The sequence below is a fragment of the Streptomyces sp. CNQ329 genome (assembly GCF_000482585.1).
Window position 1 is genome coordinate 1 of the sequence record NZ_AXVU01000044.1, and the last position, 21,317, is coordinate 21,317.

General features: G+C 74.0%; 18 protein-coding genes and 1 pseudogene. 8 read left to right on the forward strand and 11 right to left on the reverse strand.

The features are described from left to right. Window positions 1–2,488: 2,488 nt before the first annotated feature. From I003_RS0124280 to I003_RS0124295, 4 genes are all read right to left on the reverse strand, one after another. Entirely contained in the window at window positions 2,489–2,962 is a 474-nt protein-coding gene (locus I003_RS0124280; protein WP_027773893.1) for an SAM-dependent methyltransferase, read from the reverse strand. 93 nt (window positions 2,963–3,055) lie between these two features. Further along, the gene (locus I003_RS35730) at window positions 3,056–3,937 is read right to left on the reverse strand and encodes a hypothetical protein (RefSeq protein ID WP_027773894.1); all 882 of its coding nucleotides are present in this window, start codon (window positions 3,935–3,937) and stop codon (window positions 3,056–3,058) included. Window position 3,938: 1 nt separating this feature from the next. Continuing rightward, window positions 3,939–4,460 (reverse strand): sigma-70 family RNA polymerase sigma factor, encoded by a 522-nt coding sequence (locus I003_RS0124290; RefSeq protein ID WP_027773895.1) that lies wholly within the window; start codon window positions 4,458–4,460, stop codon window positions 3,939–3,941. A gap of 92 nt (window positions 4,461–4,552) precedes the next feature. After that, window positions 4,553–4,945, reverse strand: coding sequence for a RidA family protein (locus I003_RS0124295; RefSeq protein ID WP_027773896.1), 393 nt, complete (start codon window positions 4,943–4,945; stop codon window positions 4,553–4,555). Window positions 4,946–5,096: 151 nt separating this feature from the next. On the opposite strand from I003_RS0124295, the gene I003_RS0124300 reads away from it, so the two are divergent. After that, on the forward strand, window positions 5,097–6,320 hold the full coding sequence (locus I003_RS0124300) for an NAD(P)/FAD-dependent oxidoreductase (RefSeq protein WP_486584360.1): 1,224 nt from the start codon (window positions 5,097–5,099) through the stop codon (window positions 6,318–6,320). Between the two features lie 24 nt (window positions 6,321–6,344). Here I003_RS0124300 and I003_RS0124305 read toward each other — a convergent pair whose 3' ends face one another. Continuing rightward, the gene (locus I003_RS0124305) at window positions 6,345–7,835 is read right to left on the reverse strand and encodes a tetratricopeptide repeat protein (RefSeq protein ID WP_486584365.1); all 1,491 of its coding nucleotides are present in this window, start codon (window positions 7,833–7,835) and stop codon (window positions 6,345–6,347) included. 207 nt (window positions 7,836–8,042) lie between these two features. Next, window positions 8,043–8,288 (reverse strand): annotated as a pseudogene (locus tag I003_RS35735) (helix-turn-helix domain-containing protein); the annotation flags it as partial. 207 nt (window positions 8,289–8,495) lie between these two features. Between I003_RS35735 and I003_RS0124310 the strand changes: the two are divergent. The 6 genes from I003_RS0124310 (at window position 8,496) to I003_RS0124335 (ending at window position 14,529) form a co-directional block, all read left to right on the forward strand. Then, on the forward strand, window positions 8,496–10,238 hold the full coding sequence (locus I003_RS0124310; RefSeq protein ID WP_027773899.1) for a hypothetical protein: 1,743 nt from the start codon (window positions 8,496–8,498) through the stop codon (window positions 10,236–10,238). 238 nt (window positions 10,239–10,476) lie between these two features. Then, entirely contained in the window at window positions 10,477–12,486 is a 2,010-nt protein-coding gene (locus I003_RS34295; protein ID WP_051368435.1) for an ATP-binding protein, read from the forward strand. Next, entirely contained in the window at window positions 12,483–12,887 is a 405-nt protein-coding gene (locus I003_RS0124320; RefSeq protein WP_027773900.1) for a roadblock/LC7 domain-containing protein, read from the forward strand. The genes I003_RS34295 and I003_RS0124320 overlap by 4 nt, the downstream gene beginning before the upstream one ends. Window positions 12,888–12,915: 28 nt before the next feature. Further along, window positions 12,916–13,257: a DUF742 domain-containing protein gene (locus I003_RS0124325; protein WP_486584361.1), complete on the forward strand. Its 342-nt coding sequence runs from the start codon at window positions 12,916–12,918 to the stop codon at window positions 13,255–13,257. After that, window positions 13,235–13,918, forward strand: a complete 684-nt coding sequence (locus I003_RS0124330) for an ATP/GTP-binding protein (RefSeq protein ID WP_027773902.1) — start codon at window positions 13,235–13,237, stop codon at window positions 13,916–13,918. Before I003_RS0124325 ends, I003_RS0124330 begins: the two co-directional genes overlap by 23 nt. Beyond that, on the forward strand, window positions 13,915–14,529 hold the full coding sequence (locus I003_RS0124335; RefSeq protein WP_037721595.1) for a GAF domain-containing protein: 615 nt from the start codon (window positions 13,915–13,917) through the stop codon (window positions 14,527–14,529). The genes I003_RS0124330 and I003_RS0124335 overlap by 4 nt, the downstream gene beginning before the upstream one ends. A gap of 148 nt (window positions 14,530–14,677) precedes the next feature. On the opposite strand, the gene I003_RS0124340 is transcribed toward I003_RS0124335, so the two are convergent. The 3 genes from I003_RS0124340 to I003_RS0124350 all read right to left on the reverse strand — a co-directional run bounded on the left by I003_RS0124340 (window position 14,678) and on the right by I003_RS0124350 (window position 17,956). Further along, entirely contained in the window at window positions 14,678–15,877 is a 1,200-nt protein-coding gene (locus I003_RS0124340) for an acyl-CoA dehydrogenase family protein (RefSeq protein WP_078564325.1), read from the reverse strand. 327 nt (window positions 15,878–16,204) lie between these two features. Next, window positions 16,205–16,996: a carbon-nitrogen hydrolase family protein gene (locus I003_RS0124345; RefSeq protein ID WP_027773905.1), complete on the reverse strand. Its 792-nt coding sequence runs from the start codon at window positions 16,994–16,996 to the stop codon at window positions 16,205–16,207. Window positions 16,997–17,188: 192 nt separating this feature from the next. Continuing rightward, the gene (locus I003_RS0124350; RefSeq protein ID WP_027773906.1) at window positions 17,189–17,956 is read right to left on the reverse strand and encodes an aldolase/citrate lyase family protein; all 768 of its coding nucleotides are present in this window, start codon (window positions 17,954–17,956) and stop codon (window positions 17,189–17,191) included. 61 nt (window positions 17,957–18,017) lie between these two features. On the opposite strand from I003_RS0124350, the gene I003_RS0124355 reads away from it, so the two are divergent. After that, on the forward strand, window positions 18,018–18,695 hold the full coding sequence (locus I003_RS0124355) for a GntR family transcriptional regulator (RefSeq protein ID WP_027773907.1): 678 nt from the start codon (window positions 18,018–18,020) through the stop codon (window positions 18,693–18,695). A 23-nt stretch (window positions 18,696–18,718) separates the two neighbouring features. On the opposite strand, the gene I003_RS0124360 is transcribed toward I003_RS0124355, so the two are convergent. Beyond that, the gene (locus tag I003_RS0124360; protein ID WP_037721597.1) at window positions 18,719–20,431 is read right to left on the reverse strand and encodes an ABC transporter ATP-binding protein; all 1,713 of its coding nucleotides are present in this window, start codon (window positions 20,429–20,431) and stop codon (window positions 18,719–18,721) included. Next, window positions 20,428–21,252, reverse strand: coding sequence for a creatininase family protein (locus I003_RS0124365; protein ID WP_027773909.1), 825 nt, complete (start codon window positions 21,250–21,252; stop codon window positions 20,428–20,430). The genes I003_RS0124360 and I003_RS0124365 overlap by 4 nt, the downstream gene beginning before the upstream one ends. Window positions 21,253–21,317: the final 65 nt, after the last annotated feature.

Here is a 21,317-nt window from a genome sequence, read left to right on the forward strand (position 1 = left end):
GGTGTCGGTGTCGGGGTGGGGCGGTGTCGTGGGGGCTCCCCCCGGGCCACCCCGCTTGTTGATTGTCGGGCCTGCGTCCGGCGTCAAGGGCGCCCCCTTCCGCTTCGCTGCGGGGGCGTCGCTGCGCGATGGGGCTTCGCCCCACCCTTGACTCCGGACTCCGGCCCGTGACAGACCGGCAGCTAAGGGTGGCCCAGGGGGAGCGGGCACCCTCCGGCAGGGCTACGGATGCCGTGCCCGGCCGACGGAGGGCCGGGAGGCCGGAGTCGGGCCTGCCCCGGTCGCGGGCGCCCCGGCAGACGGGGGCCGGGACACCGGCGCCGTCCTGCTCCGGTCGCGGAAGCTCCGATAGACGGGGGCAAAGCCCCGGAGTGGGTCTGTCCTGGTCGCGGGCGCGCCGGCAGACGGGGGCCGGAGGCCGGTGCCGGGTCTGTCCTGGTCGCGGGTGCGTCGGCGTCGGCGGTCGGAGCCCCGGAGTTGGGTCTGTCCTGGTCGCGGGTGGACTGGTGGGCGGGGGCCGGGCGCCGGTGCCGGGGTCCTCCGGTCGCGGGCGCGCCGGTGGTCGAGGGGCCGGGAACCGGAGTTGGGTATGTCCCGGGTGCCGATGCACCCGGCGGGCACCCGGTGCTGGGCAGCGGGTTCGTGGTGGACGGCGGGTCCGTTGGGTCGCGGGGTGTGCGTGGGTGGGCGAAAGTCGGGGCGCGTGGGCGTTTTGGGTAGGTTTGATGGGTGGGGTGCTGCGAGTTTGTCTCGGTGGCTTGCGCGCGGGCCGCTTCTGGGCGGGGGTTCGGGGCTTCGGGGGGTTTTGTGCGTGTCGCGGGGCGAAACCCCACCCCCGCGGGCGATTTAGTCCGGTTTGGCGGGTCTGTGGCGGCCAGTTTGTGCCGGTAGCCTTCATTCCGGGCCGCCTGGGCGGTGACGCGCACCGACCGGGCGGGGCGATGTGCGCCGCGGAGAAAAACTCGGGCGACCAGGGGCGTTTGCCCTGGTTTGGTGGGCTGGTTGGGGTGGCTTCGCACCGGAAGCGCTCCCTCCGGGCCGCCCAGGCGGCTGCGGGAAAGAGGTGAGGCCCCTTGGCGCGCCTGGCGGGGCGGAATATGGCCTTCCAAGGCCCGGACCGGCCCGGATCCAGGGGCGCGGAGGGTTCTGTGCGTGTCGCGGGACGAAACTCCACCCCCACGGGTGATTTAGCCTAGTTTGGCGCGCCTATGGCGGCGAGTTCGTGCCGGTAGCCCCCATTCCGGGCCGCCTGGGCGGTGACGCGCGCCGTCGGGGCGGGTCGGTGCGTGTCGTGGAGCAAAACTCGGATACCGGGGGGTGTTTGCCCTGGTTGGTGGGCTGGTTGGGGTGGCTTCGCACCGGAAGCGCTCCCTCCGGGCTGCCCGGGCGGCTGCGGGTAAGGGGTGAGGCCCGTTGGTGCGCCTGGTGGGGCGGAATATGGCCTTCAAGGCCCGGATCGGCCCGAATCAGGCCGGATCGGGGGGTGTTACCGCGAGTTACGACCAGATTCCTCCGCCCAAGGCTCCCACGCGGGCTCCCCCCGGCCGCCCATGCCCTCGCTCGCCACGGACCGTCGTGTGCGAACCGACCCGACCAACGCCGGCCTTCCCTCCAGCCCACCGGAGCCACCCGCGACCGCGCGGCACCGGAACAGAGACAGCCCGCGCCCCGCATCGCCCCGGTCCGGTTCGCCGACCGGAACGGAGACCGCCCGCGCGCGGGGCGCGCCGGCTCCGGCGGGCCGGCCCCCGTCCGCCGGGCACCGACCCGTACGACAACTCAAGGGGTGCCGCTCCCCCTGGGCCACCCTTAGCTGCCGGTCTGTCACGGGCCGGAGTCCGGAGTCAAGGGTGGGGCGAAGCCCCATCGCGCAGCGACGCCCCCGCAGCGAAGCGGAGGGGGCGCCCTTGACGCCGGACGCAGGCCCGCACACTCAGGAGATGGGTGGCCCGGGGGGAGCCCCAACGACACAGGCCAGCACCGGCACGGACCCCACCGCACCCGCCACCGTCAGGGACGGCCATCTACCCCGGCGCGGCCATCTACCCCGGCGCGGCCATCTACCCCGGCGCGGCCATCTACCCCGGCGCGGCCATCTACCCCGGCGCGGCCATCTACCCCGGCGCGGCCATCTACCCCGGCGCGGCCATCTACCCCGGCGCGGGCACCCCCGCACACCGGCCCACCCCCCGCACCAACCCCCGCCCCGGCACGTACCCCCGCACACCGGTCCGCTCAGCGAACCACCGCCCACCCCGGCTCGTACGCCTCGGACCCGCTCCACTCGCCCCCGCCCAGCCGCCGACGCCGGTAACCGGGGCTCACTGTCAGAGCGGGCGCATACCCTTGGGCGGGTGTGAGGGGACGTCTTGTGCACGTCCCGGTCGGCCTCCCACGGGACCTCCCGGCGGGCCTCCCACGGGACCTCCCGGCGGATCCCCCGGTGGATGCCCCGTGGGCGGTGGGTGCGACAGGCCGTCGCGTCCCGCTACGGCTTGAAGTACTCCGACATCATCTCGCTCACCCACTCCGGCTGCCTGACCTCCTCCGGGCGGAACTCCGCCATCACCGGCTTCAGATCGATGACCGGCGTCCCCGACACCGCGTCGAGGCCCACCACCGTCAGTTCCCGCCCGTCGACCGACTCGATCGCGCAGGACGTCACCCCGATCCGGTTCGGTCTTCGCGGGCCGCGGCCCGCGAAGACGCCCATGGGCGGGAGGTCGGTGCGACCGCGGTAGGGGCGGGGTGCGCGGTAGTCGCCGTCGTCCGCTTCCGGGAACCGGTCGAAGAGGAAGAGGACCTCCACGTGGGAGAAGCCCTCCAGGCCCGTCAGGCAGTCCTCGCCGAAGCGTTCGTCGACGGTGATCGTGCTGCGGACGGCACCCCAGTTGTCCGTGTGCTGGACGTCCGTCCGGTCGTTCCGGACCGTTCCGATCGGCGTGATCTCGTAGCTGGGCATGGCCCGAGGCTATCCCCGCCGCGCCCGCCGCCTCTCCGCCGCGCCTGCCGCCTCTCCGCCGCGCCCGCCGCCTCCCCGCGACGTCCGCCCTCGTCAGCCGTTCCGGTTCACCCAGAACGACGGGCACGTCACACCCCTCTCCTGTGCCTTGTCCAGCGCCCGGAGACGTTCCCCGCGGATCGTTTCCATATCGAGCGACGGGTTAGCGGGGGCACCGCGGTAGTAGGTGATCTCGTCCCGGCCCAGATCCTCCACCAGCAGCGGCTCGCCGCGGGCGAAGGGCTTCTCGCCGTTCCACTCCACCGGGTCCGGAACCCGTACTGTCACGCGGCTCTCCGTCGACGGGGGCACGTGCCAGCGGACGCCGGTCAGGGTGACCTCCACCCACGGGAACGCGTCCGCGGAATGCGGCACCTGCTCCACGCCGGCCACCGTGCCCTCCAGCAGGCGTTTCGTACACGCGGCGTTCTCCAGCAGCGTCAGCCCCTTGCCGTCCGCGTCGGCGTCTCCCGCGCCGCCCCCCGCCCTACCGCCCGTTTCCGCGCCGCCGATCGCCGTGTACGCAAGGAAGCAGAACGCTGCCATCGCCGCGGCGCTCACCGCCACCGCCAGCGTCCGCCGGACCCGCCGGACCCGCTGTACCCGCCGTACCGGCCGCACCCGGGGAGCCCTCTGCGACGGCGCGGCCCGCCCGCCCGCCTCCCCCGGGGCCTCCTCCCCCGGGGCCTCCGCCCCGACCGTCTCCGCCCCGACCGCCTCCCCCGCGACCGCCTCCTCCGCGATCATCCCCAGCGCCTTCCGTAGCCGCTCCTCCCCCCCGCCCCCCCCCCCCCCCGCCTCCCCCGGGGCCTCCTCCCCCGGGGCCTCCGCCCCGACCGTCTCCGCCCCGACCGCCTCCCCCGCGACCGCCTCCTCCGCGATCATCCCCAGCGCCTTCCGTAGCCGCTCCTCCTCCGCCTCCGTCAGACCCGGCACCTCACCTCACCTCCGTCTCGCGCAGCCGCGTGCGCAGTGTCGCCGCCGCCCCGTGCAGGCGGCTCTTGACCGTGCCCTCCGGGATGCCCAGCGCCTCCGCGATGTCCTTCACCGGCAGGTCCGCGTAGTAGCGCAGCACCACCACCTGGCGCTGGCCGGGCGGCAGTTCCTCCAGACCCTCCGCGACCGCCAGCGCCAGCAGCCGCGCGTCCTCGGGGTGTTCCGCCGGGCGGGTCCAGCGGGCGGCCAGGCGGTCGCGGAGGCCCGCGTCGCGGGTGCGGCCGCGGTGCCAGTCCGCGGCGACGCGCGAGGCGACGGCCGCTGCCCAGGCCGCCGGGTTGCGGACCGGGGCGCGGTCCGGGCGCGTCTGCTGTTCCAGCAGCTTGAGCTGGACCTGCTGCACGCCGTCGTCGAGGTCGCCGAACGGCACGCCGCCGAGCGCGAGTACGGCCCGCACCCGGTTCGCGTCGGCGGCGGACAGCGCGCGGTCCCCCTCGTGCGCCGGTCTGCGGCGGACTGCCATCCCGTCCCCTCCCTCGGCATGCCTGCAACCGCGTCAGGGCTATGACGGAGTACGGGTGCGGAACGTTCGCCCGGACCGCGGACTCGCCGCGCTCACCCCGGCACCCTCGCCAGCGCGTCCACCTCCACCCGGAACTCCGGGCTCACCAGCCCCGCCACCTGCACCAGGGAGCTGGCCGGCGGGAGCGCCGGGTTCTGGAGTTCGTCCCGTACGCGGCGGAAAGCCGGCAGGTCGGAGAGGTCCGTCAGGTAGACCGTCAGCTTCACGATGTGCTCCAGGCCGGAACCAGCCGCTCGAAGTGCCGTGCCGAGGTTCGCGAAGACCTGGCGCACCTGTGCCTCCGCGTCGTTCTCGCCCACCAGGTGGCCGTCCTCGTCCAGGGGCACCTGGCCGGAGACGGCGACCATCGTTCCGGTGAACGTCACGGCGTGGCTGTAGCCGTTGACCGGCGGGGATCCTTCGGGTCGGACGATGTGCTGCTGCATGCGCGTGCTCCGCTCGTCGATCAGATGTAGCGACCTCGAAACTACCTTCCGCGCGAATCTTGCTTTCCCTCGCGCCACGGGTGATATCAGGACACGTCATCTTCCATCCCCGCGCCGAGGGCCGCTCGGTGGCAGCCTGGAGAGCGACGACGTGCACGAGCGAAACGGGGGCGAGTCCATCGTGCGCATTGTGGTGATCGGTGCAGGCGTGATCGGTACGGCGCTGGCGGCGCAGCTCGGTGACGGGGGACGGAGAACGGGCGGGCCGGTGCAGGTGTGGCTGCTGGACGGCGGCGAGCCGGGGGCGGGAACCACGGCCAGCTCGATGGCCTGGATCAACGCCCACTCCAAAACCCCGCGGCACTACCACGAACTGGCGGTCTCCGGCATGCGCGCCCACGCCGCCCTCGTACGGGCGATCGGCCCGGCCGCGTACGCGGCGGGCGGGGCCGGCGGCGGGGAGAGACCCGGGTGGTACCGCCCCGGCGGTGCGCTGCGGTGGGCCACCGGCGGGGCGGGCCTCGACCAGCTCGGGCGGACGGTCGACCGGCTGCGGGACTGGGGGTACGCGGCGGAGTGGATCCCGGTGCCCCGCGCCCGGGAGCTGGAGCCCGCGCTGCGGATCGAGGACGCCGCCCAGGTCGCGTACTTTCCCGACGAGGCGGCCGTCGATCCGGGACCGCTCGTCGCCCATCTCCTCGCCACCGCCCGCGACCGCGGCGTGCGCGTCCGTACCGGCGAGGCCGCCCGCGTCGTGGCCATCGACACCGCCGGCGGCCGGGTGCGCGGCGTGCGGTGCGCCGGGGGCGAGACGCTGCCGGCGGATGTCGCGGTGTGCTGCGCCGGGTGGCGGACCCCGGCGGTCGCCGCGCTGGCCGGTGTGCACGTGCCGCTGGTGCCCGGCGACGCGCCGGGGTCCGAGGCGCCGACGCTGCTGGCCCACCTCCTGCCGGACGCCGCCGCGGGCCCGCCGCTGACCCGCATGGTGCTCAGCCCGCGCCTGCATGCCCGCCCGCTCGCCGGCGGGCGCGTCTATCTGGAGGCGCTGGACCTCAACGACGAGGTGGACCGGCACACACCCGCCGACCGCGTCACCGCGCTCGGCCGCGAACTCCACGCCCGCGCCCACGACATGCTGCCGGTCGTCGCGCAAGCCGCCCGGCTGGTGGATGCCCGGGTGTGCACGCGACCGCTGCCGCCGGACGACAACTCCATCGTCGGCAGGCACGCCGAGACCGAGGGGCTGTACTCCGTCGTGACGCACAGCGGCATGACCCTGTCGCTGCGGCTGGGGGAGCTGGTGGCGCGGGAGCTGCTGACCGGCCGGGAGGCGCCGGAGCTGGCGCCGTACCGGCCCGCCCGGTTCGTCCGCTGAGACGCGCGGGCCGGCGGCGGCCCGTCACTTCAGCACCCGCGCCGCCCGGTAGGAGAACTCCCGCGCCGCCGGCACGTTCCGGAACCTCCGCAGCCGCTCCCGGAACCCGGCGAGATAGCTCCGTACCCGCTCCGACCGGATGTGCTCGGTCGCCCGCAGCGTGCCCGTGGCGACCTGGCAGGCGTGCTCGACCTCCCGCTGCTGGAGCCACGCGGTGGCCAGCACGACGCGGGTGAAGGCGACGCTGCGCGCGTACCGGTCCGTGCGGGCCGCGATCCCGTGCTCCGCGTGCGGCCGGGCGGCGCGCCCCTGCCGCAGGTCGACGAGGCAGTGCGCGATCTCGTCGTGCAGTTCCGCGCCGCTGAAGTAGCGCAGCCACACCGGCTCCTGGGCGGGAGTGCCGGCGGACAGGGAACTCTCCGCCTGGGAGAGGGAGATCGCGGTCGCCCGCGGGTCGCGCAGCCGGGCGTGGGCGCGTGCGGCCATCGCGTGCAGGACGGCCCGGCCGGCGGGGCTGAGCCCGGGTTCGGCGAGGCCGGCTTCGGAGAGTTCGACGGCTTCGCGGTAGTCGCCGAGGTGGACGGCCTGGTGGGCGAGGGTCCCCAGGATCTTGGCGGCGAACGCGCGGTCGTGGCCGTGGTATGCCATGTCGAGCGCGAGCCGCAGGTAGCGCCGGGCCGCGCCGTGCCGGCCGGTGTCGTACAGCAGGTGCGCGGTGTGGTGGGTGGCGAGGGACGCGGCGCGGAACAGGTTGCGGCCGACCGCGCCCGTGTAGCTGCTTTCGAGCATGGGCAGCACGTCGGTGCGCAGGTGGGTCATCGCGATCGAGCGGACGGCGCCGCCGCCGTAACGGTTGTCGAGCATCGCCAGGTGCTCGGTGAGTGCGTGGATCTTCGTGATGTCCGCCTGTCCGACGCGGTACGCGCCCACCGCGCGCTGCGGCGGCGCGGGCGGCGTGGCGCTGCGCCACCGGCGGACGGAGTTCTGCAGCACGGCGGCGGACACGGGCGGCAGGGCGTAGCGCGGGTCGGCGTCCCAGAGCTGGCCGGCGGTACGGACGGTGCCCTGCGGCGTCGACGGGCCGCGCAGGCCGAGGTCGTCGGGAGGCAGCCGGCGGCCGATCGGGGGGCCCCCGCCCGCGCGGGCGTAGCCGGCGGGGGAGGGGGTGCCGCCGCCCGTGCGGGCGTAGTCGGTGGGGGAGAGGGCACTTTGGCCGGTGAGGGCGTATCCGAGGGAAGGGGCGCCCCTGCCCGGCGGGGCGTACTCGGCGGGGGAAGGGGCGGCGATGTCGTCGGGGGTGATGTCCCGGCCGAGCCGGCGGGAGAACACCGCGGCGATCAGCTCGGGCGGTACGGAGGAGCCGAAGCTGCCGCGCAGCCATCGCTTGACGTACGTGTGCGTGCAGCGCAGTTCGAGACCGCGGCGCCGGCCCAGTTCGCGCACCTGACCGGCGAGGGAGGTCGGGGTCAGCCCGGACTCCCGCATGAGTGCGGCCAGCCGGACGTTCACCCGCACGTACCCGGCCCCGGGGCGCGCGCCGGTCCCGGCCGGAGACCCGGTCCCGGCCGGAGACCCGGTCCCGGCCGGAGACCCGGACCCGGTGCGGGGTCCGTTCCGGGCTCCGGTTCCCGCCGGCCCCCTGTCCGCCGGTCCGCCCTGCTCCGCCCCGGGTGCCGTCCGTTGCCGTCTGCCCGCCCGTCCGCCCGCTTCCCGCCCGGCGTCCGCGCTCCCCCCTACGGCCCTCAGGCGCTCCCGCGCGAACCGGTTGCGCCACCGGCAGACCGTCGCCGCGGTGATCCCGAAACGTGCCGCCACTTCCCCGTTGGACTCCCCCGCCGCGCACGCGAGCACGATCCGGCAATGGAGCCGTTTCGGGGCCGGGGTGGCATTGTTTGCGACCAGGTGTTCGAGGAAGTGGAGTTCCCGGTCGGTCAATGTCAACCGGGTGGTGGGCCTGCCTCGCGTCATGGTCGCGCATTATTGCCTGCCGGGCGCATGCGGAAGGCCCGTCTCGACCGGATGACCCTCGAACGACCAGGATGATTACCTGATTTATTGCGTGTCCAGTGCGTGAACGCTCTGCACTCCCTCGGAACTTACACATGGCACTTGCCAGCAGGCAGGCTACGGAGCGCAAAGTTCCGGTCTGAGCCGGCAGATCGAGGTAACGCATACATGACCACGACGGGACCACCCGCCGACGGCCACACCCCGCAGCCCGCGGACGACGCCCCCCGGGGCGACGCCGTGGACGCCCCAGAGACGCCGGGCGACCCAGACGGCGAGCGGGAGCCGGAGTCCGGCTCCGTACCGCCGCCGCCGACGCTGCTGCGCGTCGAGCTGGCCAAGCGCGGCTGGGCCAGATTCTCCACCTTCGAGGTCCACTACACGCACGCCGCGCGCAAGGCCGCCGCCGAGTACGGCGACCCGCGGCTCGCCAGACTCACCATCTCCAGCACCACCTTCAAGCGGTGGCTCGCCGGGGAACAGATCCCGCGCGGCAACGCCGGCACCGTCCTGGAGCACATGCTCGGCATCGACGTCGACGCGCTCCTCGGCCCGGCGCCCACGCGCACGTTCACCACGCCCCGCCTCCCCGACGACGCCTCCCTCGCCACGGCCCGCGCGCTCGACGTCACCTGGTCCACGTCCTTCCTCTCGCCCACCGCGCCGGCCCCCGGCGGCGGCGGGGTCTGGCAGCTCGACGGCCACCGCGTCTTCGACGGCACCTCCGTGGCCGTGCAGTTGTACGAGGCGGAGGCCGGCTCGGACAGCGTTGTCATCGGACCCGACGACCATCCGCACCTGCGCGACTTCATCCGCCCCGCGCGCCGCGCCCTTCTGCTCGCCGCGCTCGGCGCGCGGCGCGGCGAGGGGCTGTTCGTCCTTGACGCCGTCCGCGCCCGGCAGCCCGTCGCCGCGGACCCGGTGGACGTGCTGCCGATCCCCCGCGCGTACCGGCTCGACGACCTGACGTACGGCATCCTCTGGGCCGTGCTCAACCTCGACGACGGCCTCCTCGCCGACGACGCCGTGCTGGAGGCGGAGCGCAGCGGCCTGGACGACTTCCTGACCCGCGAGCGGTCCGCGGTGGCCCGCTCGGCGATGCCGGAGCTGTCCGACGTCGGCACCGCGTGGCTCGGCTCGCACGTCTGCGACCAGCACATCCTGCGCGAACTGCGCGCCGACTCCGGCGAGCCGCCGGTGTTCTGGGCGCGCGAGCAGTACGGCGAGGAGGCCGCGGCGTGGCTGTTCTTCCGGCACAAGCACACGTACCTGCGGTCGCTGCGCGACACGCTCGCGGACGCCGACCGCCCGTACGGGCACGCCTTCTGCCTGCCGCACAACGCGGTCAAGACCAGCGAGCGCTACGAGCGCACCCTGCTGTTCCTGACGCTGGCGCTGCTGGAGCGGCACGGGCTGACCACCTGGGTGTGCACGGAGCCGGAGTACGCGCAGGTGGACGGGTTCGCGCTGCTGCCCGGTGAGCGGGTGGTCATCGCCAACTGGCTGCGCACGGACGGCATCTGGCAGGTCGACACCACCAGCCACTGGGCGCGGCTGCGCGCGTACGCCGACGCCGTACGGCACGCGCAGACGCACAGTGTCACCGACGGCGCCACCGCGCCGGAGCGGCTGCGCCGGCTCGCGGCCCACCTGGATCTCGACTGGGCGTGGCTGACGGCCCGGTGCGCGGAGCTGGGACGCTACGGCAGCGCCGGGATGCTCCGGCCGCGCAGCCGGCTGATCGGCCTGGAGGAGCTGGACGACGTGCTGCGTTACGTCGGGGACCTGGGGGAGGGCGGCCCGGCGCGGAGCGCCCCCGCGACCGGGGGTCCCGGCCTCTTCGCCGGCGCCCTGACCGGCGGAAACCGAACGCAATTCCGGTCCGGCCGGCCCTCCGGGGGGCGAAGTTGACGCATACGTTCGAACCCCCGGAAAGCGACCCCCAAACGACCCCGCGGACCGGTGGCAACGACACCCGTAGCTGAGCAATGTAGGTGTGGCTCACGGTGCAGTTGAGACCACCGTGACCATCCGATGTGTGTGCGCCGCGGGCGCACTGCCCGGCAGACGGCCGGAAGAACGCCGCACGACGCCGTACGACAGTGCAGCCAGAGGCTGTCCTCGTACGGCCCATCCAGCGAGGAAGCCCATGTCCGACCACCCCGCTCCCGCCGGGAACGCCGGCCCCCGCCAGGGCCGCCTCCCCTCCCGGCGGCGCCGCGCGGGCCGCGCCCTGCGCGCCCGGCTCTGGCGGGTCACGCTGCTGCCGGTGACCGCCGCGCTGCTGGTGGGCGGCGCCACGACGTACGGCGCGCTCATAGGCGGGTCGACGAGCGCCGAGACCCGCATGATCATCGGTGCCGGAGTGCTGGCCGTGGTGGGCATCACGGTCCTGGCGATACTCCGCATCGGCGCGCTCGCCGACGCCATCGACGCCGAAGAAGACGCCCGTACCGAACGGAACCTGGAGCTGACCGCGCTCCTCGAAGCCTCGCAGCGCGAGCTGATGCGCCTGGTGGACCAGGCGCAGCGCGGTGAACGCCCCGAGCCCGAGGCGCTGTCGCTGTCCACCGTGCCCCCCACCGCCGCCCCCGACGCCACCCCCGAATCGGTGGAGCGGCTGCTGCAGGCCACCGTGCACACCGCGCTCAAGGCGGTCGTGGACGTCTCCTCCCGCGGCCGTATCGAGGTCTTCGTCAACCTCGCCCGCCGGCTGCAGAACCTCGTCATCCGCTCCCTCGACGAGCTGGACGGGCTGGAGAAGCAGGTCGAGGACCCGGACCTGCTGCACGGCCTCTTCCAGCTCGACCACCTCGTCACCCGGCTGCGCCGCCAGGTGGAGAGCCTGGCGATCCTCGGCGGCGCCGTGCCGCGCCGCATCAGCCGGCCGATGCCGGTGAACGCCGTGCTGCGCTCGGCCGTTTCGGAGGTCGAGGACTACGGGCGCGTCAAGCTGGTGCCGCCGATGGCCGGCGTGCTGGAGGGGGCGGTCGCCCCCGACGTCATCCACCTGATCGCCGAACTCGTCGAGAACGCCGCCGGGTTCTCCCCGCCCGAGACCAAGGTCGAGCTGCGCGTCGAGCCGGCCGCCGCCGGTCTCGTCGTGGAGATCGACGACCGGGGGCTGGGGCTCCAGTCCGACACGCAGGACCGGATGAACACCCTGCTGAGCCGGGCCACGCCGCAGGCCGTCGACGACCAGATCAAGGACGGCCGCATCGGCCTGCTCGTCGTCGCCCACCTCGCGCGCCGGCACCGCATCCCCGTCCAGCTCCAGCGCAACGTCTACGGCGGCTGCCGCGCCACCGTGCTGCTGCCCAACGCGCTGCTGATGGACCCGGAGGAGAAGGAGCGCCGGTCCGCCGGCGCCGCCCGCGAACAGGAGCCCGCGGTGGCCGCCGCGCCGCAGCCGCAGCCCGCGCTCGGCGCCGCCGACGCCGACGAGCGCCGCCCGGCCGCCGTCGCGAGCACCGCCGCCGCGCCGCTGCCCGCGAGGTCCGCCGGGGCCGCGGGCACCGCCGGGGCCGCCGGGTCCGCGAACGGCCTGCCCCGGCAGCGGCAGCAGAGCGCCCACGAGATCAACGGCGCGCCCCAGCTCACCGGTGCGCACGAGACCACGGGCGCACACCGGATGACCGGCACCCCCGAGACCACGGGCGCGCACCGGATGGCGGGTACGCACCGGACCGCCGGCGCCCGCGACACCGCCGGTGCGTACGACAACACCCCCGCCTACGACGGCACGGAGTACGAAAGCACCACCGCGTACGAGAACACCGCCGCCCACGAGCGCACCCCCGCCCACCCCTCATCCGCCGCCGGCCACCCCGACGCCACCCCGCACACCCCCGACCCCGCGGCCGGCTACACCCCCCGTCACGCAGCCCCCGCCCCGGCCCCCGGGCAGCGCCCCCCGCTGCCCGAGCGCTCCGGCAGCCACCTGGTGCCCGAGCTGCGCCGTGAACGGGGCGTGCCCGGCGGGGCGTCCGGCCGCGCGGCGCCCTCGGCCACCCCCCTGAACACCGGCCTCATGGCCAGCTTCACCGCCGGCTCCCGCGCCGCGGAGGACGGCGACCAGTGGGCCGCCGGCTACGTCGATGAACCGGCCGGCCCCACCCCCCCGCACCAGCACCGATCCACGGAAGGCCCGTCTTCGTGAGCGAAAGCCTCGACTGGCTTCTGGCCAACTTCGTCCAACAGGTCGCCAGCGCCCGCAGCGCCGTCGTCGCCTCCACCGACGGCGTGCGCATGCACGCCCACGACCTCGACACCGCCGCCGCCGACCGGCTCGCCGCGGTGGCGACCGGGCTCTTCTCACTCGGCGCCGGCATCGGCACCGACACCGTACGAGGCGTGCGCCAGGTGCTCGTCGAGCACGAGGACGTCGTGCTGTGCGTGATGGCCGCGGGCCCCGGCGCCGTGCTCGCGGTGCTCGCGGAGCCGGACGCGGACCTGGGCGTGATCGGCTACGAGATGGGCCAGTTGGTCAAGCGCGTGCCCTCCCACCTCACCTCCCCCGCGCGGACGGCCGCGACCGCGGCCCCGGGCGCCGCCCGGTGACATGACGTCGAACGACGATGCTCCCTGGGTGACGGACGGAGCCCCCCGCTTACGTCCGTACGCGGTCACCGGCGGGCGGACCGCGCCGACCCGCCGGCTGGCCCTGGAGACCCTGGTCATGGCCGCCCGGACGCTCCCCCGGGTGCCGCTGACACCGGAGCACGACGAGACGCTGCGGGAGTGCCGGGCGGGGCCCCGCTCGGTGGCGGAGGTGGCCGGCCGGCTCGGGCTGCCGGTGGCGGTCACCAAGATTCTGCTGTGCGACCTGCTCGACACCTGCGCACTCATCCTCACGGCGCCCGCCGGCCCGCCCGACCCCACCGACCCATACCTACTGGAGAAGGTCCTTGTCGGACTACGCAATCTCTGACGACTCCTTCGTCCCGCTGAAGATCGTGATAGCCGGCGGGTTCGGGGTCGGCAAGACCACGATGGTCGGTGCGGTGAGCGAGATCCCGCCGCTGACGACCGAGGAGACCCTGACCGCCGCGAGCGTCGACCACGACAGCCTGGACGGGGTGCCGGAGAAGGACGCGACGACCGTCGCCATGGACTTCGGCCGCATCACCCTGAGCGCCCACCACATGATGCTGCTGCTGTTCGGCACACCGGGCCAGAAACGGTTCTGGTTCATGTGGGACCACCTCGCGAGCGGCGCCATCGGCGCCGTCGTCCTCGCCGACACCCGGCGGCTCGCGGACTGTTTCGCGGCCGTCGAGTACTTCGAGCGGCGCGGCCTGCCCTTCGTGGTGGGCGTCAACGAGTTCGACGACGCCTACCACTACACCCCGGACGAGGTGAAGGCCGCGCTCCATCTGCGCAGCGACACCCCGGTGATGTGCTGCGACGCCCGCGCCACCAGCTCGGCGCGCAGCCTGCTGATCAGGCTGGTCGAGCATGCGCACGCGCGGTCCCTGGCGGCCAGGGCCGAGATCCCGGCGGAGCCGAAGCCGGAGCCCGAGGCCGGGGCAACGTCCGCGTCCGAGTCCGCACAGCCCGTGCCCACCTCCCCACCGAGGAGTTCGTCATGACGACCTTCGACTACCACACAGCCCGCCATCTGATGACCGACGGGGAGCACGACCAGGAGCTGGAGCGGCGCAAACAGCGGCTGCACGAACTCGGCCTGGGCGACCGCCCGGACCCCGAGTTCGACGCCTTCGCCGCCCGCCTCGCCGAGGGTGCCGCCTCACTGGCCCAGCTCGGCGGGACCCCGTACGCGATGGTCAACCTCATCACCGACCACCAGTACTTCACCGGCCTGTACGCGCCGCCCGCCGACTGGGCCGACCCCAGCCTCGCGGAGCAGCCCGGCAAGCCCGAGGTCAGCCGGATCATGGACCGCGACCACGGCTACTGCCCGCACGTCGTCGGCCGGCGCACCGCGCTCGTGCTGCCCGACGTGTGCGCGTACCCCCGCTTCGCGGGCAACCCGGTGGTGGACCAGATCGGCATCCGCACCTACATGGGCGCGCCGCTCATCGACCCGGTGACGGACGTGACGCTCGGCACCGTGTGCGTGGTGGACACCGAGCCGCGCCCGTGGGGGCGGCAGGCGCAGGAGGGGCTGGAGTTCATCAAGACCCAGGCCCGTTCGCTGATGGACATCCTCGAAGAGCGCAGCCGGGGCGGCCGGAGCTGACCGCCCCCGCGGGGGCCGTCCGGGGGGCCGAGGCGCCCTCCGGACCCCGCGCCTTTCCGACCCCGCGCCCCGGGTCCTCCGGGGCCCGCGCCCCCGTGCCCCGCGGGTCCCGGCAGCGTCCCCGGGCACGGCCCGGGGACGCGTTCCCTCACACCGTCTGGGGGGAGGCCATCGCGTGCGGCGCGAGGCGCGTCGACCACGGCTCGTGGTCCGCGCCGAGAGCCACCTCCGCCAGCCGCAGCCGCTGGACGTCGGAGGTGCCCGCCGGCGGTAACACGTGGTACGCGTCGCGCAGATAGCGCTCCACGGACATCTCCGGGTAGAGCCCGCAGGCGCCGTGCACCTCCATCGCCGTACGGGCCGAGTCGAGCGCCGACTCGACGTTGACCAGCTTGGCGTTCTGCAGCTCGGCGTCGCAGGGCAGCCCGCGGTCCAGCAGATGCGTCGCGTGGTACGCGGCCAGCCGTGCGGTCATCAGCCGCGACTGCATCTCTCCCAGCCGCTGCTTGACCGTGCCCAGCTCCGCCAGCGGCCGGCCGTAGCGGATCTGCCGCGCGGCGAAGGCGGTGGTCTCCTCCACGAGCGCCTGGTGGATGCCGAGCGCGACGCCGGTGAGGTTGGGCCTGCCGTACAGGATGCTGGACGAGTAGGCGACCGAGAGCCCGTCGCCCTCCTGGCCCAGCAGGTTCGACACCGGCACGCGGCAGTTGTCGAAGATCACCTCGCCGAAGCTGAAGCCGTGCAGCCCCATGGAGGGCCGGTGCGGGGCCAGCGTGCAGCCGGGACGGTCGGCCTCCACCAGCAGTGCCGAGAGGCCCTTGGAGCCCGGCCCGGTGCGGACGACGACCCCGTGGAGATCACCCACGTGGCTGTTGCCGACGAACACCTTGCGGCCGTTGAGGACGTACTCGTCGCCGACGCGCTCCGCCGTCGCCGACATCCCCAGCACGTGGCTGCCGGACGTGGGTTCGGTGACGGCTATGGTCGGCATGCAGACGCCCGCGGAGATCAGCGGCAGCCACGTCTTCTTCTGTACGGTGCTGCCGAAGTGCACGATCTTCGCCACGCCGAGCTGCGACGCCTGCACCATCGCGCCCATGGCGGCGCTCACGCGCGAAAGCTCTTCGATCACGATCGTTTTGGCGAGGTGTCCCAGCTCCATACCGCCGTACTCGGCCTCGACGGTGACGCCGAGCCAGCCCTGCCGGGCGATGTCGCGGGACAGCTCGAACTGCACGCTCCGCGACTCCTCCATTCCTGCGACACGGGGGCGGACCTCGCGCTCCGCGTAGGTGCGGACCTCCTCCCTGAGACGTATATGACGCTCCGTGAGGAAGTAACCGTCCATCTGAAATCTCGCCTTCTCGCGTGCAGGGGGGTGAGCTGGTCGGCGTGGGCCCGTGGTGACAGAGGCCGGGTAAGGCCCCCACCCACGGTGATGATTTATCGCCTGCGTCGCAGCACCCCGAAACGCTCGCTTCCGGGTCGTTCACCTCCCCGTGTGCATGCGGTCGCGCTCCGCATCGGCCTCGAATGCAACGCTAAGACCCGTTTTGCTCGACGCCCCGCCGCGACGGAACGCCCCCGAAACGGCCCCCGGCCGGCCGGGAGCGACCGGCCGGCCAAGGGCCGTCATACGGAACGGGAGAACAGACGTGGGAAGGACGCGGCGGTGTCAGCCGAAGGAGACCGAGAAGCGGCGGTTGGCCAGGCTCGGGTTCTTGGCCCGGACCTCCGCGACCCGTGCGGCGTCCAGGACCGCGGACGCCACCCCGGGGGTCTCGCCGGCGGAGGCGGCGATCTGGCCCATGGGGTCGACGATGGCGCTCTGTCCGCACCAGGTGGGGCCGGTCTGGCCGCAGCCGAGCACGTACGCGGTGTTCTCGATCGCCCTCGCCCGCAGGAGGGTTGTCCAGTGGTCCTCCTTGGCCGGTCCGGTGACCCACGCGGCGGGTACGGCGATGGCCTCGGCGCCGGCGTCGACCAGGAACCGGGCCATCTCCGGGAAACGGAGGTCGTAGCAGGTCATGACGCCGACGGTGAGGCCGTCGAGGGTGAAGGTGAGCGCCTTGGCGGGCTGCGGCTGGATGCGGTCGGACTCGCGGTAGCCGAAGGCGTCGTAGAGGTGCACCTTGCGGTAGACGCCGAACTGCTCGCCGCCGCGGTCGACGGCCAGGACGGTGTTGCTGGGCTTGCCCGCGCCGGCCGCGGCCTCCGTCATCCCGGCGACGATCGCGACGCCGTGCTCCTTGGCCAGCGCGCCGATCGCGGTGGCGAACGGGCCGTCGATCGCCTCGGCCTGGCCCGCCGTCTCGGCCTGCGGGTCGGGGTTGGCGTACATGGCGTTCTCGGGGAGGACGACGAGGTCGGAGCCGCGCGCGGCGGCCTGGGCGACGAGGCCGGCGGCGGCGTCGAGGTTGGCGGCCTTGTCGGTGGTGGCGGCGAACTGGGCGACGGTGGCGAACATGGGAGTGTCGTGCCTTTCCTGTCGTGAGGGCTGGAGGCCCAGCCCTGGTGGGGTCCGGGTCTCCGCCCGGTGGGGTCCGGGGCGGAGCCCCGGGGAGGGGGTCTGAGGGTGCGGCCCTCGTGGGTCGGGGGCGCAGCCCGGGATGTCGTCACCTGGCTCCGGCTGGAGTGTCTGAGGGCGCGGCCCTCACCATCACCCGGCCGCGGCGGAGCCGGCGAGCGCGTCGGTCTCGGCGACCGCGGCGCCGAACCCGGACATCAGCGCGCCGTGCTGCATGGTCAGCACCAGTTGGTCGGCGCCGTGCGCGAGCGCGAACGCCTTCTCCGCCGCGGACCAGGCCGGCAGCACCCACGGCTTGCCGGCCGCCCGCGCGGCGTCCGCGATGGCGGTGAGGTCGGCGAAGTCCGCCTCGCTCCGGGTGTACGCGCCGCGCGAGCGGCGCATCGACAGGTCGCTGGGGCCGACGAACACTCCGTCGACGACCGGCAGTTCGAGGATCTTCTGGATTTCCTCGATGGCCCCGGCGTCCTCGATCATCGGGTAGACCCGGGTCTCGCGGTCCTGGCGGGCGATCCAGTCGTCGTCGAATCCGCCGTAGCCCGCGGTCCGGCCGCCTGCGAAGCTGCGGTCGCCCAGCGGGGGGAACTTGCCGTACGAGCAGACCTCGGCGGCGTGCGCGGCGCTCTCCACGTGCGGGACGACCACGGCCGTGGCGCCGAAGTCCAGCGCCTGCTGGATCGGGCCGCGTTCGGGGCCGAGGACCTTGGCGAGGACGTCGAGGTCGAGCCGGCGCAGGAAGGGGATGAAGCGTTCGAGGTCGGCGAGGTCGAAGGCGCCGTGCTCGATGTCGAGCACCACGGCGCCGTACCCGGTGGCCGCCACGATCTCGGCGGTGGCGAAACCCGGGTCGGACAGCCAGGCGGCGTAGGCGCGCCGGCGGTCGGTCGTGCGGGGGGGCATGAGCCTCCTTGAGGATAGGTATACACTACGTATACACATGTACGGAGAGAGGGCGGGGAGCGTGTCAGTCGACGAGAGCGGCCGTGCGGTGACGGCGCGGGCGCGGGCGTACGAGTGGGTCAGGGAGGCCGTCCTGCTGGGGCGGTACCCGGAGGGCTCGTTCCTGGAGGAGAAGGTCCTTTCCGAGGCCGCGGGGGTGTCGCGGACTCCCGTGCGCGAGGCGCTGCACCGGCTGGCCGCCGAGGGGTATCTCGACCTGCTGCCGCGGCGCGGCGCGCAGGTCCGCCGCGTCACCGTGGCCGAGATGATCGAGACATACGAGATGCGCCAGGTGCTGGAGATACACGGCTTCCGCACCCTGTGCGACAAGCGGCTGGAGATCCCCGCCCGGCAGGCCGAACTGCTGGAGCAGATGGGGGACACGGAGCTGCTGGCGCGTTGCCGCGCCGGTGACCGCGAGGCGATCGCCGAGCACGGGAAGCTCGACTTCCAGTTCCACTTCGGCTTCGTCCAGGCCACCGGCAACACCGTGCTCACCGACCTCTTCCGCAGCCTCAGGCCGCGGCACCAGCGCATCGGGGTCTCGGCGATAACGATCCGCCCCGGACGGCTGCCCCTCATCATGCGCGAGCACACGGCGCTCCTCGGGGCCCTCGGCGGGTACGAGTTCGAGACCGCGGCCCGCACGATCCGCGCCCACCTGAACCCCGACCAGACCGTGGTCGCGCACCTGGACTGACGGGCCGCGGCCGGACACGGCGCTCACGCCGCAGCCATCTCGCGCCACAGCCGCCGCCGCTCCGCCTGCTGGGCCGGGTCCGGCACGGGCGCGGCGGCGACGAGCCGCTTGGTGTACTCGGTACGCGGATGGGTCAGCACCTCGCGCGCCGGGCCGTGTTCGACCAGCCGCCCGTTCTGCAGCACCGCGACCTCGTGCGCGAGGAGTTCGACGACACCGAGGTCGTGGCTGATGAACAGGCACGCGAAGCCGAGCCGGTCCTGCAGCTCGCGGAAGAGCCGCAGCACGGTGGCCTGGACGGAGACGTCCAGCGCCGACGTCGGCTCGTCGGCGATCAGCAGCTCCGGCTCCAGCGCCAGCGCGCGGGCGATGCCGACGCGCTGGCGCTGCCCGCCGGACAGCTCGTGCGGGAACCGGCTCGCCCAGTGCGCCGGCAGCTCGACCTGCTCCAGCAGCTCCGCCACCCGGGTGTGGGCGGCGGCGCGGTCGGCGACCCGGTTGACCAGCATCGGCGCGGCGATCGAGTCGCCGATCGACCAGCGGGGGTTGAGCGAGGCGCCCGGGTCCTGGAAGACCATCGAGTACGTCGGCCGGAAGGCGCGCAGCCGGCGCCCCGTCAGGCGGGTGACGTCGGTGCCGCAGACCTCGACGGACCCGGCGGTCGCGCGGGAGAGCCCGACGACGGCCCGGCCGATGGTGGACTTGCCGGAGCCGGACTCGCCGACCAGGCCGAGGACTTCGCCCTTGCCGATCTCCAGGCTCACCCCGTGCACGGCCTTGAATCCCTTGCGGCCCAGCCGCCCGGGGTACTCGACCTCCAGGTCCCGGATCCGCAGCGTCGCGTCCTTCCCCGCGGGCCCTGCCCCCGCCGCCGTCCCGGTCCCGGGAACCGCGGCCGGTTCGGCCTCGCCGGGGGGAGGCGGCTTGGGCACGGCGGCCAGCAGCCGGCGGGTGTACTCGTGCCGGGGCGCCGCGAAGAGCTGCCCGACGGGCGCCTCTTCGACGACCTCGCCCTCCTTCATCACCACCACCCGGTCGGCGACGTCGGCGACCACGCCCATGTCGTGGGTGATGATGAGGACCGCGGAGCCGAGGTCCCGGCGCAGGCCGCGCAGCAGCTCCAGGATCTCGGCCTGCACGGTGACGTCGAGCGCGGTCGTCGGCTCGTCGGCGATGATGACCTCGGGGTTGCCGGAGATCGCCATGGCGATCATCGCGCGCTGCCGCTGACCGCCGGAGAGCTGGTGCGGGTAACTGTCGACGCGGCGCTCCGGCTCGGGGATGCCGACCTTCGTCAGCAGCTCGACCGCGCGGGCGCGGGCACCGGCCGCGGAGACCTTCTCGTGGCAGCGGATCGCCTCGGCGATCTGCCGGCCGATGGTGTAGACGGGGTTGAGCGCCGTCATCGGCTCCTGGAAGATCATCCCGATCCGCTTGCCGCGCACGCTGCGCAGCGCCTCGTGGCCGAGGCCGAGCAGTTCGGTGTCGTGGAAGCGGATGCTGCCGCGGTGCCGGGCGCTGCCGGCGACCAGGCCCAGGACGGACATCGAGCTGACCGACTTGCCGGAGCCGGACTCGCCGACCAGCGCGACGACTTCGCCGCGGCCGACGGTGAAGCTGACGTCCCGTACGGCCGGGGTCCATTCGCCGGCGACGCGGAAGTCGACCGACAGCCGCTCGACGCTGAGCACGGGCTCGGACGCCGTGCCCTTCTTCTCCTCCCCGGCGCCGGTCACCGGGGGCCTGCCGCGGTCGGTGCCGTACGGGTGTTGCGGTCGTACTCCGCCAGGTACGCGGCGCAGAACCCGAGCACCCGCTCGATCCACACCTTGCCGGTCTCGGCGCTGCCCAGGCTCACGTCGCCGGTGCAGCCGGTGGCGCTGATCTCGGAGAAGTCCCAGAGCACCGTGCCGGGGACGGGCTGGCCGGGGATGGCCGCCTCGGTGTAGCTGGTCGGCGTCCAGCCGGCCGGCGAGGAGAGCCCGCCGGGCGCGGCCAGCTCGCTCTGCACCTGCTCGGGGAACATCGCCAGCATCGCCGAGTGCTCCGGCTCGGCGCCGTGCCCGTAGGCGGTGGCCGGGTCCTCGTACACGTCGCGCATCAGGGCGTAGCCGAGCTGCCAGGGGTAGAGGTGCCCGATGAGCACGCCGAAGTCGCGCCGGGCGTCGAGCGCGGCGCCGGTCACCGGGCCGACGTTGCCGCCGTTGTTGTCGACGATGACGATGCGCCGGAAGCCGGAGGCCACCAGCGCCTCGACGATCTCGTACGTGACGTTGCGCAGCGTCTCCTGGCTGAGGGAGAGGTTCCCGGCGAAGCCGCGGAAGACGCCGGAGTGGCCGTAGTTGAGGGCGGGCGCGACCCAGTAGCCGTGCTCGCGGGCGAGCCGGTCGGCGACCCACTCGGCGACGATCGAGTCCTCGTGGACCGGCAGGTGGGGCCCGTGCTGCTCGATGGCGCCGATGGGCAGCAGGACGACCGGGTCCTGCTCCGCGAGGTGCTTGACCTGCGTCCAGGACAGCTCGCCGAGACGGTGGGTGTCCGGCAGGGAGACGGCCATGGGGCTGGTTCCTTTCGCTGCTGTGCTGTGGTGCTGCTGGGGTGCCGCCGTGACGCGCTGTGCGT

What these genes read in the sequence shown, in the direction of transcription:
- I003_RS0124365 (WP_027773909.1), bottom strand. Translation starts at nt 21,252, where the DNA reads ATGGCCGTCTCCCTGCCGGACACCCACCGTCTCGGCGAGCTGTCCTGG.
- I003_RS0124340 (WP_078564325.1), bottom strand. Translation starts at nt 15,877, where the DNA reads ATGGACGGTTACTTCCTCACGGAGCGTCATATACGTCTCAGGGAGGAG.
- I003_RS0124350 (WP_027773906.1), bottom strand. Translation starts at nt 17,956, where the DNA reads ATGCCCCCCCGCACGACCGACCGCCGGCGCGCCTACGCCGCCTGGCTG.
- I003_RS0124280 (WP_027773893.1), bottom strand. Translation starts at nt 2,962, where the DNA reads ATGCCCAGCTACGAGATCACGCCGATCGGAACGGTCCGGAACGACCGG.
- I003_RS34295 (WP_051368435.1), top strand. Translation starts at nt 10,477, where the DNA reads ATGTCCGACCACCCCGCTCCCGCCGGGAACGCCGGCCCCCGCCAGGGC.
- I003_RS0124345 (WP_027773905.1), bottom strand. Translation starts at nt 16,996, where the DNA reads ATGTTCGCCACCGTCGCCCAGTTCGCCGCCACCACCGACAAGGCCGCC.
- I003_RS0124310 (WP_027773899.1), top strand. Translation starts at nt 8,496, where the DNA reads ATGACCACGACGGGACCACCCGCCGACGGCCACACCCCGCAGCCCGCG.
- I003_RS0124295 (WP_027773896.1), bottom strand. Translation starts at nt 4,945, where the DNA reads ATGCAGCAGCACATCGTCCGACCCGAAGGATCCCCGCCGGTCAACGGC.
- I003_RS0124335 (WP_037721595.1), top strand. Translation starts at nt 13,915, where the DNA reads ATGACGACCTTCGACTACCACACAGCCCGCCATCTGATGACCGACGGG.
- I003_RS0124290 (WP_027773895.1), bottom strand. Translation starts at nt 4,460, where the DNA reads ATGGCAGTCCGCCGCAGACCGGCGCACGAGGGGGACCGCGCGCTGTCC.